Annotated in this window: 13 protein-coding genes; 1 reads left to right on the top strand and 12 read right to left on the bottom strand. The window is 57.9% G+C overall.

The annotated features are described in order from the left end of the window. The 5 genes from sucA to sdhC form a co-directional block, all read right to left on the bottom strand. Positions 1 to 2,808 (bottom strand): 2-oxoglutarate dehydrogenase E1 component, encoded by a 2,808-nt coding sequence (sucA, locus tag ABU178_RS06455; protein WP_397213085.1) that lies wholly within the window; start codon positions 2,806 to 2,808, stop codon positions 1 to 3. Positions 2,809 to 3,003: 195 nt separating this feature from the next. Beyond that, on the bottom strand, positions 3,004 to 3,720 hold the full coding sequence (locus ABU178_RS06450) for a succinate dehydrogenase iron-sulfur subunit (protein ID WP_397213083.1): 717 nt from the start codon (positions 3,718 to 3,720) through the stop codon (positions 3,004 to 3,006). Positions 3,721 to 3,736: 16 nt separating this feature from the next. Beyond that, positions 3,737 to 5,503 (bottom strand): succinate dehydrogenase flavoprotein subunit, encoded by a 1,767-nt coding sequence (gene sdhA / locus ABU178_RS06445; protein ID WP_397213081.1) that lies wholly within the window; start codon positions 5,501 to 5,503, stop codon positions 3,737 to 3,739. Beyond that, a complete protein-coding gene (gene sdhD / locus ABU178_RS06440) occupies positions 5,504 to 5,854 on the bottom strand; it encodes a succinate dehydrogenase membrane anchor subunit (protein ID WP_397213080.1) in 351 nt (116 codons plus the stop codon). Continuing rightward, complete coding sequence (gene sdhC / locus ABU178_RS06435) at positions 5,848 to 6,237, bottom strand: succinate dehydrogenase cytochrome b556 subunit (protein WP_397215719.1); 390 nt, start codon at positions 6,235 to 6,237, stop codon at positions 5,848 to 5,850. The genes sdhD and sdhC overlap by 7 nt, the downstream gene beginning before the upstream one ends. A gap of 633 nt (positions 6,238 to 6,870) precedes the next feature. On the opposite strand from sdhC, the gene ABU178_RS06430 reads away from it, so the two are divergent. Next, the gene (locus ABU178_RS06430) at positions 6,871 to 8,154 is read left to right on the top strand and encodes a citrate synthase (protein WP_397213079.1); all 1,284 of its coding nucleotides are present in this window, start codon (positions 6,871 to 6,873) and stop codon (positions 8,152 to 8,154) included. 56 nt (positions 8,155 to 8,210) lie between these two features. On the opposite strand, the gene nei is transcribed toward ABU178_RS06430, so the two are convergent. From nei to pxpB, 7 genes are read right to left on the bottom strand one after another with little or no spacing between them, the layout of a single operon-like run. Beyond that, positions 8,211 to 8,999: an endonuclease VIII gene (gene nei / locus ABU178_RS06425; protein WP_397213077.1), complete on the bottom strand. Its 789-nt coding sequence runs from the start codon at positions 8,997 to 8,999 to the stop codon at positions 8,211 to 8,213. 11 nt (positions 9,000 to 9,010) lie between these two features. Continuing rightward, positions 9,011 to 9,658, bottom strand: coding sequence for a pyroglutamyl-peptidase I (gene pcp / locus ABU178_RS06420; protein WP_397213075.1), 648 nt, complete (start codon positions 9,656 to 9,658; stop codon positions 9,011 to 9,013). Positions 9,659 to 9,665: 7 nt separating this feature from the next. Continuing rightward, a complete protein-coding gene (locus tag ABU178_RS06415; protein ID WP_397213073.1) occupies positions 9,666 to 10,685 on the bottom strand; it encodes a DUF979 domain-containing protein in 1,020 nt (339 codons plus the stop codon). Next, entirely contained in the window at positions 10,682 to 11,410 is a 729-nt protein-coding gene (locus ABU178_RS06410) for a DUF969 domain-containing protein (protein WP_397215717.1), read from the bottom strand. The genes ABU178_RS06415 and ABU178_RS06410 overlap by 4 nt, the downstream gene beginning before the upstream one ends. 55 nt (positions 11,411 to 11,465) lie before the next feature. Beyond that, positions 11,466 to 12,203 (bottom strand): 5-oxoprolinase subunit PxpA, encoded by a 738-nt coding sequence (gene pxpA / locus ABU178_RS06405; RefSeq protein ID WP_397213071.1) that lies wholly within the window; start codon positions 12,201 to 12,203, stop codon positions 11,466 to 11,468. Then, on the bottom strand, positions 12,193 to 13,125 hold the full coding sequence (pxpC, locus tag ABU178_RS06400) for a 5-oxoprolinase subunit PxpC (RefSeq protein WP_397213069.1): 933 nt from the start codon (positions 13,123 to 13,125) through the stop codon (positions 12,193 to 12,195). The genes pxpA and pxpC overlap by 11 nt, the downstream gene beginning before the upstream one ends. Next, positions 13,119 to 13,775, bottom strand: a complete 657-nt coding sequence (gene pxpB / locus ABU178_RS06395; RefSeq protein WP_397213067.1) for a 5-oxoprolinase subunit PxpB — start codon at positions 13,773 to 13,775, stop codon at positions 13,119 to 13,121. Before pxpB ends, pxpC begins: the two co-directional genes overlap by 7 nt. Positions 13,776 to 13,933: the final 158 nt, after the last annotated feature.

Raw genomic sequence — 13,933 nt, 5'->3', positions numbered from 1 at the left:
TTAATCAACGTTCAGCGCGTCATTAACCAGGTCTTGCTGCTGTTTTTGGTGAACGGACATATAGCCTACGGCCGGTGAAGCAGAAGCCGGGCGACCCGCATAGCGCAGTGAAGCGCCAGACGGAATCACTTCCCGGAAGTGATGCTGACTGCAATACCATGCGCCCTGGTTCAGGGGTTCTTCCTGACACCAGACAAAATCTTGTACATGAGGATATTTATTCAATACTTCCTGCAACGCTCTGTGCGGGAACGGATAGAGCTGCTCAACACGCACAATCGCAACGTCGGTTTGTTCATTTTTACGGCGCTGCTCCAGCAGGTCGTAATAGACTTTACCGGCGCAAAGCACCACGCGTTTGACGCCCTGAGGATCGAGGTCGTCAACTTCGCCGATAGCGGGCTGGAAGCTGCCGTTCGCCAGATCGTCCAGAGACGAAATCGCCAGCGGATGACGCAGCAGCGATTTCGGCGACATCACGATCAGCGGGCGACGCATACCGCGCAGCGCCTGGCGACGCAACATGTGATAAACCTGCGCGGGCGTGGAAGGTACGCAAACCTGCATATTCTGCTCGGCGCAGAGTTGCAGATAGCGTTCCAGACGCGCGGAGGAGTGTTCCGGCCCCTGGCCTTCGTAGCCGTGCGGCAGCAGCATCACCAGACCGCACATACGGCCCCATTTCTGCTCGCCGGAGCTGATGAACTGGTCGATCACCACCTGCGCGCCGTTGGCGAAATCGCCGAACTGCGCTTCCCAGATGGTCAGGGTGCGCGGTTCCGCGGTCGCATAGCCATACTCAAAAGCCAGCACAGCCTCTTCCGACAGCACCGAATCCCAGACGCGGAACGTGCCCTGGCCATTATGGATGTGGTGCAGCGGCGTATAGGTAGAGCCGTTGGTCTGATTATGGATTACCGCGTGACGATGGAAGAAAGTGCCGCGACCGGTATCTTCGCCGGAGAGGCGCACCGGAATGCCCTCGTCCACCAGCGTGGCATAGGCGAGGTTTTCCGCGCCGCCCCAGTCAAAGGGCTTGTTGCCTTCGGCCATCTCCTGGCGGTCTTTGTAAATCTTCGCCACACGCGACTGCACTTCTACCGCTTCCGGCACCTGGCTGATACGACGCGCCAGCTCCTGCAGACGTTTCATCTCCACTTTTTCCGGGTAGCTCTCTTCCCAATCATGGTTGAGATAGGGCGACCAGGTAAAGGAGTGCAGGCTCATCGGACGCCATTCCGGCACCACGCACTCGCCGGCATCCAGCGCGTCGCGATAAAGGTTTACCATCTCGGTGGCATCTTCCAGGGAGGCGACGTTTTCCGCTTCCAGACGATCGGCGTAGATTTTACGCGGCGTCGGATGCTTTTTGATTTTCTGGTACATCAACGGCTGCGTGGCGCTCGGCTCATCCGCTTCGTTGTGACCATGGCGGCGATAGCAGACCAGATCGATAAAGACATCGCGCTTGAAGGTGTTGCGATAATCGAGCGCCAGGCGGGTGACAAACGCCACCGCTTCCGGATCGTCCGCGTTAACGTGGAAGATCGGCGCCAGCACCATTTTGCCGATATCGGTACAGTAAGGGGTGGAGCGCGCATCTTTCGGGTTTGAGGTGGTGAAGCCCACCTGGTTGTTGATCACGATGCGAACGGTGCCGCCCACTTCATAACCGCGCGCCTGCGACATGTTCAGGGTTTCCTGCACTACCCCCTGGCCGGTCACTGCGGCGTCGCCGTGAATGGTAATCGGCAGCACTTTGTTGCTGGCCGGTTCCGCCAGACGGTCGAGACGCGCGCGCACCGAGCCCATCACCACCGGGCTGACGATCTCCAGATGCGACGGGTTAAACGCCAGCGCCAGATGCACCATGCCGCCTTCGGTTTCCACATCTGAGGAGAAGCCCATGTGATATTTCACATCGCCGGTGCCCAGATGCTCTTTATGCTTGCCGGAGAATTCGTCGAACAGATCCTGCGGCTTTTTGCCCAGCACGTTGATCAGCACGTTCAGACGTCCGCGGTGCGCCATACCCAGCACCACTTCGCGCGTGCCGTTTTTACCGGCGTGACGGATCATCTCGCGCAGCATCGGCACCAGCGCATCGCCGCCTTCCAGCGAGAAGCGTTTCGCGCCGGGGAATTTCGCGCCGAGATATTTTTCCAGCCCTTCTGCCGCCGTCAGCTCTTTCAGGAAACCTTTTTTCTCATCGTTGCTGAACGCCGCATGGCCCACCACCGACTCCAGACGCTGCTGAATCCAGCGTTTCTCATCAGTGTTGTTGATGTGCATATATTCAGCGCCGATAGAGCCGCAGTAGGTCTGCTGCAGCGCCTCATAGAGTTCGCCCAGCTTCATGGTTTCCTTGCCGATGGCGAAGGAACCCACGTTAAAAGTCTCCTGAAAATCGGCTTCGCTCAGATCGTGGAAGGCCGGATCGAGATCGGATACCGTTTCCTGCTTCCACAGACCAAGCGGATCAAGGTTTGCGTGCTGATGCCCGCGAAAGCGGAAGGCATTGATCAGCTGCAGAACTTTAACCTGTTTGGAGTTGGTTGCAGGGTCGGAAACGGAGGCGGTGTAACGTGTCGCGTCTTTAGCCAGGCGGCGGAAATATTCACGCGTCGTGGAGTGAAACTGCTCGGGCTTCACGCCAGTACCTGGAAGTTGCTGGAACATGGAACGCCACGCCGCATCAACAGAGTCAGGATCGGTCAGGAAATCCTCATAGAGCTGTTCTATGTAAGACTGGTTCGCGCCGGCCAGCCAGGAGGAGTCCAGCCAGGGCTTCATCGCGCTGTTCTGCATTGTGATCCCTTAAGCATTCGTATGCTTTTTTTGAGGTTTCATTGTTGCCGCTTTCACGGCTTGCCGTAGTGAGTTCAGCGATACGAGCACTGGCCCGTAAGGGAACCTTTGTAAGATCTGTTCTGCCCGGCAGTCACAAACCTTACAGAGGCTTCCGTAAAAATCCGGGAACCTGAGTTCCCGGAGATAAGCGTGTTACGCCCCGCGTTGCAGCAGCATCGACTTGATATGGCCGATGGCGCGCGTGGGGTTCAGCCCTTTCGGACATACGCTCACACAGTTCATAATGCTGTGACAGCGGAATACACTGAAAGCATCGCTCATATTATCGAGACGCGCTTCTGTTTCCGTATCGCGGCTGTCGATCAGGAAACGGTATGCCGCCAGCAGGCCAGCCGGACCGATAAACTTGTCCGGGTTCCACCAGAACGACGGGCACGAGGTGGAGCAGCAGGCGCAGAGAATACACTCATACAGTCCATCCAGATGCTCACGCTGTTCCGGCGTTTGCAGATGCTCGCGTGCCGGCGGATTTTCCCCATTATTCAACAGGTAAGGCTTAATCTTCTCATACTGCGCATAAAATTGCCCCATGTCCACGACCAGATCGCGAACCACCGGCAGGCCCGGCAGCGGACGGATAACAATTTTCTGCTTGCCGTTGCCCAGCGCTGACACCGGCGTGATGCAGGCGAGGCCGTTTTTACCGTTCATGTTCAGGCCGTCTGACCCGCAGACGCCCTCACGGCAGGAGCGACGAAAGGCCAGCGTCGGATCTTTCTCTTTCAGGCGAATCAGCGCGTCCAGCAGCATCATGTCGCGTCCATCTTCCGCTTCCAGGGAGTAATCCTGCATGCGCGGCGCGGCATCGACGTCCGGGTTATAACGATAAATGGAAAATTCGAGTCTCATGATCGCTCTCCGCTAATTAATAGGTACGCACTTTCGGCGGGAAGGCCGCGCGCAGTTTCGGCTGCATGTTCACCTCGCGGCGCGTCATGCTCTCCGTTTGCGGCAGATAGAGACTGTGACACAGCCATTTTTCATCATCACGATCCGGATAATCGAAACGACTGTGCGCCCCACGGCTTTCGGTGCGGTAGTTGGCCGCTACCGCCGTGGCGTAAGCGGTCTCCATCAGGTTATCCAGCTCCAGACACTCAATACGCTGGGTATTGAAGTCCGGCGAGCGGTCATCCAGACGGGCAAACTTCAGACGCTCACGGATCTGCTTCAGCTCCTCCAGGCCCTGGGCCATGGCGTCGCCTTCGCGGAACACAGAGAAGTTGTTCTGCATGCAGCGTTGCAGCGCTTTACGAATTTCAACCGGGTCTTCGCCGGTAGTGTTGTTTTCCCAGCGGTTGAAGCGCGCCATGGCGGCGTCAATTTCTTCATCCGTGGCGTCACGCAGCTCGCCCTGCTCCTGAATCGACTCCAGCAGATGCAGGCCCGCCGCGCGGCCAAACACCACCAGGTCAAGCAGCGAGTTGCCGCCGAGACGGTTGGCGCCGTGAACCGATACGCAGGCGATCTCGCCCACGGCAAACAGGCCCGGAATCACCACATCTTCGCCCTGCTCGTTGACGCGCAGCGCCTGACCGGTGACCTTGGTCGGAATGCCGCCCATCATGTAGTGACAGGTCGGGATAACCGGAATCGGCTCTTTCACCGGATCGGCATGAGCAAAGGTACGGGAGAGTTCCAGAATGCCCGGCAGACGCGACTCCAGCACCTCTTTGCCGAGGTGATCCAGTTTCAGCTTGATGTGCGGACCCCATGGGCCGTCACAGCCGCGTCCTTCGCGAATTTCAATCATCATTGAGCGGGCAACCACGTCGCGGCCCGCCAGATCTTTCGCATTTGGCGCGTAACGCTCCATAAAGCGCTCGCCATGTTTGTTCAGCAGGTAACCGCCTTCACCGCGGCAGCCTTCGGTCACCAGCACCCCCGCGCCGGCAATGCCGGTGGGATGGAACTGCCACATTTCCATGTCCTGCACCGGCACGCCGGCACGCAGCGCCATGCCGACGCCGTCGCCGGTATTGATATGGGCATTGGTGGTGGACTGGTAGATGCGGCCTGCGCCGCCGGTGGCCAGCACCGTGGCTTTGGCTTTAAAGTAAACCGTTTCGCCGGTTTCAATGCAGATGGCGGTACAGCCCACAATGGCGCCATCCTGATTCTTGACCAGGTCCAGGGCATACCATTCGGAGAAAATCGTGGTTTTGTTCTTCAGGTTTTGCTGATAAAGCGTATGCAGCAGCGCATGGCCGGTACGGTCTGCCGCCGCCGCGGTACGCGCAGCCTGCTCGCCGCCGAAATTTTTCGACTGTCCGCCAAAGGGGCGCTGATAAACGCGGCCATCGTCAAGACGGGAAAACGGCAGACCCATATGTTCCAGCTCAAGAATCGCTTCCGGGCCGGTTTTACACATGTATTCAATCGCGTCCTGATCGCCGATATAGTCGGAACCTTTCACGGTGTCGTACATGTGCCATTCCCAGTTGTCTTCATGGGTATTGCCCAGCGCGACGGTAATGCCGCCCTGAGCCGAGACGGTATGGGAACGGGTAGGAAAAACTTTTGATAACAGGGCGCAGCTCTGGCCCGCTTGGGAGATTTGCAGTGCGGCGCGCATGCCTGCGCCGCCAGCGCCGATCACCACGGCATCAAACTCTCTGACTGGCAAATTCATTTACACACCCCACACCACAACAGTTCCATAAATTGCAAAGCCCAACAGCACGACCACGATCACCAGCTGCCCAATCAGGCGCGACGCAAGGTGATTAACGTAGTCCGTCAGCACCTGCCACATGCCAATCCAGCCATGAATTAACGTGCAGAAGAGCGTCAGCAGCGTGAATACTTTGGTGAAAGAAGAGGCGAAGAAACCGCGCCAGATCTCATAGGTCAGCGTGTCGGTGATAACGAAAAAGCCGAGAATATAAAGGGCGTAAAGCGTGATAAGAATTGCCGTAGCACGCAGCAGCAGCCAGTCCTGAATGCCGTTGCGTCCCAGTGCGGTTGCATTATTGCTTACCATACGAGAACTCCAGCCAAAATTGAAAGCACGACAGTGATAGCAAAAGAGACATAAGCAGAACGTCTCCCCACTTCCATGGTTTCCGCCAGATAGCCAAAGTCCATCATCATATGACGAATCCCGCCCACGGTATGGAACGCCAGCGCGGTAAGAATGCCCCACATGATAAACTTGACGAAAAAGCTGTTCATTATGGAAGTGGCTTGCAGAAAGCCTTCGGGAGAGGAGAGCGATACATCCAGCAACCAGAGCAGAATGCCGACAGCAACAATAGAGATGACGCCGGTAACACGGTGGAGAATGGACGATATTGCAGTAACGGGAAACCGGATCGTCGTGAGATCCAAGTTGACAGGTCGTTGTTTTTTCACGGTTTTGCCCACACAGCTCTTTTCTTTATTGTGCTTCCTCCGGTCCTGAGGGCGCAGTAAGAACACGGTTGTGGTCAAACTGTAACCGTCACCAAAACAGCAACATCCAGTGTTAATTGACGCGGTAGAAACGCTGGGTGGCTCCTGGTGTCAGGGAATTCCGGAGACCTGGCGGCAGTATAGGAGGATCACATTCTTATTACAATTCCCCTACAAACTGTTTGGTGACATTTGCGCTGATCAGTGATCACCCTCACATTTTTCACAATTTATACAAATTTAATTATCTGATTTGACAAAACTTAAACATTTCGGTTACAAACTATCGCAACAAACCCCTATGATGCATAAAAGTTATGGGGATACACTTTCCCCTAAGCTCAAGTTATGTAACATTGCAGTGATGATCTAACCTGAACATCAGGTTATTGGTTACCAAGAAGTTATGTCCGGAACGGATCTTTAACAACCGCGATTTGCCGCATGTCATGCCTTAACGATTGCTCGCCTGGATGCGCCTGGCACTCTGTACCCTGCACGCCAAACGTTACCATAGAGTGAAGCTGTTATGTTTTGGCGATACGCAACATGAACGCTTTTCAGGTGTCTAAGATCCTTACCTACAAAGGCGCTATGGAGACGAAAATGACAGATAAAAAAGTAACGCTGAACCGGGAAGGCGAAGCTCCTGTTGAGCTGGACGTGCTGAAAGGCACATTAGGCCAGGATGTTGTTGATGTCCGCGCCCTTGGCTCGCAAGGCCTGTTTACCTACGACCCTGGTTTTACCTCTACGGCTTCCTGCGAATCCAAAATCACCTTTATCGATGGTGACGAAGGTATCCTGCTGCACCGCGGGTTCCCCATCGATCAGCTCGCCACGCACTCTAACTATCTGGAAGTGTGCTACATCCTGCTGAATGGTGAAAAGCCCACCCAGGCCGAGTTCGATGAGTTCAGAACCACGGTGACGCGCCATACCATGATTCACGAGCAGATTACCCGTCTGTTTAATGGTTTCCGTCGCGACTCGCACCCGATGGCGGTGATGTGCGGCGTTACCGGCGCGCTGGCCGCGTTCTATCACGACTCGCTGGATGTTAATAACGAACGTCACCGTGAGATCGCTGCGTTCCGTCTGCTTTCCAAAATGCCGACCATGGCTGCGATGTGTTACAAATACTCTATCGGTCAGCCGTTCGTCTATCCGCGTAACGATCTCTCCTATGCCGGAAATTTCCTGCATATGATGTTCGCCACGCCGTGCGAAGAGTACAAAGTGAATCCGGTGCTGGAACGCGCCATGGACCGTATTCTGATTCTGCATGCGGATCATGAACAAAACGCCTCAACCTCTACCGTGCGTACCGCCGGTTCGTCAGGCGCTAACCCCTTCGCCTGTATCGCTGCAGGCATCGCCTCGCTGTGGGGACCGGCGCACGGCGGCGCCAACGAAGCCACGCTGCGTATGCTGGAAGAGATCAGCACCGTTGAGCATATTCCGGAATTTGTCCGCCGCGCCAAAGACAAGAACGACTCTTTCCGTCTGATGGGCTTTGGTCATCGCGTCTACAAAAACTACGATCCGCGCGCCACCGTAATGCGCGAAACCTGTCATGAAGTGTTGAACGAGCTGGGCATGAAAGATGACCTGCTGGAAGTGGCGATGGAGCTGGAGCACATTGCGTTGAACGATCCCTACTTCATTGAGCGCAAACTTTATCCGAACGTCGATTTCTATTCCGGCATTATTCTGAAAGCGATGGGTATTCCGTCCTCGATGTTTACCGTGATTTTCGCCATGGCGCGTACCGTTGGCTGGATCGCTCACTGGAAAGAGATGCACGACGAAGGTATGAAGATTGCCCGTCCGCGTCAGCTTTATACCGGTTATACGGAACGTCCGTTCACTTCCGATTTACAGAAATAAATCTCAGGTATCAGTGAGAAAAGGCGGGAGATTCCCGCCTTTTTTATCGCTGTCGATCAGAACTGGCAGCCCGGACACCAGTAAAATGGCCGCGACGACAGCGATCCCTTCTGAATAATCTCACCACAGCGCCGACAGGCTTTGCCCTGCCGATGAAATACTTCAAAGCGAAACGCCGCGCCGTGATGGTAGTGTTTCATGGTGCCGCGCATCTGATAAGAGTGACGCGGCACCGCCAGCAGCGCTTCGCTCAATATATCCAGCTGCGCCTCAGTGAGCGTTTGCGCCTTGTGCTGCGGCAACAGCTGCGCCTGCCAGAGAATTTCAACCCGCAAATAATTGCCTAAGCCGGCAAGAAACGCCTGATCGAGCAGCAGGCCGCTGAACTGGCGACGGCAAAAGCGTGGCGACAGCAGGCGAGCCTTTACCCTCTCCACGGTCAGTGAGGCATCCAGCACATCCGGACCGACGCGCTGCAAAAACGGGTGCGCCGCCAGCGTATCCGCATCCAGCATCTCAATATCCGACGCGCTGTAGAGCAAAATAGTCTTATCCGCCGCGCCCAGCCTGACGCGCAATATGCGCTGCGTTTCAGGCACCGTGCCGCTGGGTACCACGCGCCAGACGCCATACAGCTGGTTATGGCTGTAGAGCGTCTGGCCAGTAGAGAAGTGGGTCAGCAGCGCTTTGCCGCGGGTTTCGATGGCGGTCACCTGCTCGCCCAGTAAGCCGGACTCCCAGGGTTTTAGCTCGGGAAAGGCAAACCAGACATCGATAAGGGGTTTGCCGACTATCGCTTTTTCCAGCTGATCCGCCGCGCGGCGGATCTCCGGTCCTTCTGGCATATTAACTCCTGTTAATGAAGGGTGCCTCCCGCCAGGCGCATATCCTGTTGCGTCTCCAGCGAGACGCGTATCGCAATCTCTAACGCCTGAATCACGCTGGCCGCCGCCATGCTCGGCGCGCCCGGATGTTTTACCGCCTGTTCCGGCAGATAAGGCAGGTGGATAAAGCCGCCGCGCGCCGGATTCTCGCGAGTGTGCAGGCGATGCAGCAGACCGTACATCACATGATTGCAGACAAAGGTGCCCGCTGTTTGCGATACCGAGGCGGGAATACCGGCTTCACGTACCGCCGCCACGATCGCTTTGATCGGCAGCGTGGAGAAGTAAGCCGCCGGGCCGTCATTGATAACCGGCTCATCCACCGGCTGGTTGTTCTGATTATCGGGAATACGCGCGTCATCCACGTTGATCGCCACGCGCTCCACGCTGAAATCACTGCGCCCGCCCGCCTGTCCCACGGCAAGAATGCGCTGCGGCTGGATCTCATCCATCGCCTGCCAGAGCTTTTCCAGCGCATGACCAAACACCACCGGCAGCTGCCGCGCCACCACCTTCGCGCCGCCAATTACCTTGCCATCCAGCTGACGTACTGCTTCCCAGGAGGGATTGATCGTCTCGCCTTCAAAGGGTTCGAATGCAGTAATCAATACGGTTTTCATTTTAGCCTCACAGGAACATCAGGAAATAGAGCAGGAAAATATTGACCAGTAACAGTAGCACACCGGTCGGCACCTGCGCTTTGATCACCGCGTTACGGTCCGGCAGCTCCAGCAGCGCGGCGGGCACAATGTTAAAGTTGGCCGCCATCGGCGTCATCAGCGTACCGCAGTAGCCGGAGAACATGCCGATAGCCGCCATGACCGCCGGATCGCCATGGTGCTGCACCACCAGAATCGGAATACCAATCCCCGCCGTGACAATCGGGAACGCGGCAAAGGCGTTGCCCATCACCATGGTCAGCAGCGCCATGCCGATGGCGAACACCGCCACGGCGATAAAGCGGTTATCCACTGCCAGCCAGGTTTCCGTCAGGTGCGAAATCGCGCTGCCTACGCCCGCGGTAGTAAACAGCAGGCCCAGGGTGGCGAGGATCTGCGGCAGAATAAAAGCCCAGCCGATGGCGTCCAGCAGACGGCGCGTCTCCTGCATCGACTGCACCGGACGTTCGTGCGTCATTTTCAGCGTAATCAGCCAGCCCAGCACACAGCCCGCCATCATCGAAAACAGCGTGACCAGCGTGGCGTGATTTCCTGCGCCAAACACCCTGGTTTGCAGTCCGGGAACATTGTTGAACACCAGCACGCCGACCACCGTCACGACAGGAATGATCAGCGCCGGCAGAAACAGCTTGTTGCGCAGACGCTGCGCGCTCGCCTGACGCTCCTTGTCGCTGCGCTGATGGTAGCGTCCGAGCCTGACGCCGCCCAGCCCGGCAATCAACGCCATGATCACCACCAGCACCCCGACCCCAATATGCAGCCAGCGCTGTCCCAGCGCCGGGGAACCGGCGAAGTGTCCCATCAGCTGATACGCGCCGTCGCCGATGAGGAAAATCAGGCCATAGAGTCCCCAGAAAAGCCCGGTCGTCAAACGGCGTGGGTTGGCGTTGTCCCGCCAGGAGAGCACCGCCACCGTCAGCAGGATAATGCCCGCCAGCCACATCAGATACTGTTGCTGAAACATCACTCGCCTCCTTTCGCTTTCAGCGCCTGATGATTCAGCGCGCTCAGCTCACGCGCCAGCTTACGATCCAGTCGCACCAGACGGGCGGAATGAATCAGGAAAGCGCTGAGCGCAGTAGGAATGCCCCAGACAGCAATATGCAGCGGCTCGGTCTGGATACCGGCCGATTCCAGCATAAAGTTATGCATGAAAATAATCGCGCCGAAGGCGACAAAAATATCCTCGCCAAAAAAGAGCCCGACGTTATCGGTAGCGGCGGACATGGCGCGCAGACGGTCGCGCGTCTCCGGCGGAATTTCACCGTAGCGGTTTTCCGTCGCCCCTTCCGCCATCGGCGCCAGCAGCGGACGCACCATCTGCGGATGGCCGCCGAGGCTGGTTAACCCCAGCGCTGCGGTGATTTCCCGCACGAACAGATAGACGATCAGCAGACGACCCGCCGTTGCGGTTTTGATCTGCGCGATCCACGCCTGCGCACGCTCTTTCAGGCCGTGGCGCTCCAGCAGGCCGATAACCGCCAGCGGCAGCAGCAGAATCAACGGCAGGTTGCGCGTATTGAGAAAGCCGGACCCCAGCTTATCCAGAATATCGCCCAGCGGCATCTGTGCCGCCAGCCCGGTAACAAAACCGGCGACAATCACCACCAGCACCGGATTAAAACGTAATAAGAAGCCCACCACGATGGCAGCGATGCCGAGCAGCGGCCAGAGATTCACGACGGTATCCATCATTTGCCTCGTCAGAAAATAAAAAGCCCGGCGCAGAGCCGGGCAAACATCAGGTTCAGGCGCTGGTCACGCTAATCTGACCGGCCGCGAAAACGTCGCGCAGGCGTTGGGCAAACAGCAGCGCATGTTCGCCATCCCCGTGCAGGCAGACGGTTTGCGCATTCACTTTCACCCACTCGCCGCTGACGCTCTGCACCTGGCCCTGCTGCACCATGTTCAGCGTCTGGGCGATCGCCCCCTCTTCGCTCTCGATCAGCGCGCCTGGCTGGCCGCGCGGCACCAGCGATCCGTTGCGCTGGTAGCCGCGATCGGCAAACACCTCTTCGCGCGTTGTCAGCCCATAATGCGCGCCCGCCTTAATCAGCTCGCTATTGGCCAGGCCCACCAGAATCAGCTGGCTGTCCACCGCCTTCACCGCCCTGGCAATGGCGTCGGCCAGCGTCGCATCCGCTGCCGCCTGGTTGTAAAGCATGCCGTGCGGCTTGACGTGTGCCAGCCTTTCGCCCTCGCTCTCCGCCAGGCTTTTCAGCGCGCCCACCTGATAAACCACCTGAGCGTAAACCGTTTCCGGCGGCAGCTGCATCGCGGTGCGGCCAAAATTTTCCCGATCGGGAAAGCTGGGATGCGCGCCGATCGCCACGCCAAACTCTTTCGCCCAGCGCACCGACTGCAACATGGTTTGCGCATCGCCAGCGTGAAAGCCGCAGGCGATATTGGCGGAGCTGACCAGCTGCAACAGCTGGCGATCGCTGCCGCTCCCCTCGCCCAAATCGGCGTTTAAATCAATTTTCATGGGTAAGCCCCCATACCATATGGTCCAGCGCGCGCTGCTGTTGCAGCTTCGCCTGCATCGCCTCTTCCAGCGTACAGTGGATAAAGTGAATCGGATCGCCCAGGCGGATCTGCGCAAGATGGTAGAGATCGGCTTCGATCACGCAGGCGATACGCGGGTAGCCGCCGGTAGTCTGCGCATCCGCCATCAGCACAATCGGCTGTCCGTTGGGCGGCACCTGCACCACGCCGGGCACCAGGCCGTGAGAAAGCAGTTCCCGATCGGTGCTGCGCGTCAGTACCCTGCCCTGCAAACGATAGCCCATGCGGTTGCTCTGTGGACTCAGCTTCCAGCCGGTACGCCAGAACGCCTCCTGCGATTCGCGGCTAAACTCGCTGTATTCCGGGCCAGGCAAGGCGCGAATACGGTTGCCCCACAGCAGCTGACGCACCCCGGCCGCTTTGGCGAAGGTGCGCGTGGGTTTGCCCAGCGGCAGTTCATCGCCATCCTCCAGCTTACGCCCCTGCCAGCCGCCAAAACCGGCTTTCAGATCGGTGCTGAGCGAGCCGAGCATCGGCGGCACGTCAAAACCGCCGTGGATCGCCAGATAACTGCGCATACCGCGTACCGGCATGGAAAGGGTGAGCGTCTGGCCTTTCCTGACCGGCAGACGCCAGCCGGTCCAGACCGCTTTGCCATCCAGTTCGGCATTGCAGGCCGCGCCGGTCAGCGCAATCCAGCCGTCGCGGGCAAACTGCGCTTTAAACTGGCCCAGCACAATCTCCAGTACCGCGCTCTCCGGCGCATTGCCTACCAGCAGGTTGGCGGTTTGCATCGAGGGGGCATCCAGCACGCCGCTGACGCTAATGCCATACTGACGCCAGCCGCTGCGGCCCAGATCCTGTAAGCTGGTTGCCAGCCCCGCGCGTAAGATTTTCAACATACGCCCTCCTTTTGCGGCACAAAGCGGACTTTATCGCCGGGGCGTAACAGGGTCGGCGGCTGCTGAACGGGATCAAACAGGGCCAGCGGCGTCTGACCAATCAGCTGCCAGCCGCCGGGCGTCGCCAGCGGGTAAATCCCGGTCTGACTGCCGCCAATTCCTACCGAACCAGCAGGCACGCTGAGGCGCGGCTCAGCGCGGCGCGGCATGTGCAGTCGCGCATCCAGTCCGCCGAGATAGGGAAAACCGGGCTGAAAGCCGATGAAGTAAACGTCATATTCAGTGCTGCTGTGCAGTTCTACCACCTGCTGCGGCGTCATCTCCGCGCGCTCCGCCACCCAGGACAAATCAGGACCGGCGTCGCCGCCATAGATCACCGGAATTTCTACCTGGCGCGAAACCGGCAGCTGCGCTTCGCTCTCTTCCCACCAGCGTTGCAGACGCTCAATCGCGTCCAGCGCCCGCTGCTGCGGATCGCGCAGCAGCAGCGTCAGGTTATTCATGCCAGGAATCGCTTCCATCACCTGTGGATTGGTTTGCAGTCGTTCGCACAATCCCCAAATACGCTGCTGGCTGAGCAGGGAAACCGGTGGCTCCAGTTCCAGTACTACCGCGCGTTCGCCCAGCAGATAACAACGTGCTCGTTGCAAAACCAACCTCCCGTTATGCGCCAATCCGGCACCCGTCAGGCAAGCGTCATTGCCGCGCCGGACGTAGTAAGAAATTTCTGTAAGGGACTCAGTTATGCGAAAGTGACAGAGATGTGTCAACAGATTTGCTTCCTCCGCGGGTCCGGAAGGAAGCAGTT

The organism is Pantoea osteomyelitidis (assembly GCF_044342975.1).
Lineage (GTDB): Bacteria > Pseudomonadota > Gammaproteobacteria > Enterobacterales > Enterobacteriaceae > Pantoea > Pantoea osteomyelitidis.
Note: the sequence above shows the minus strand (reverse complement) of the source record. Positions and strands in the feature narration are given on the sequence as shown.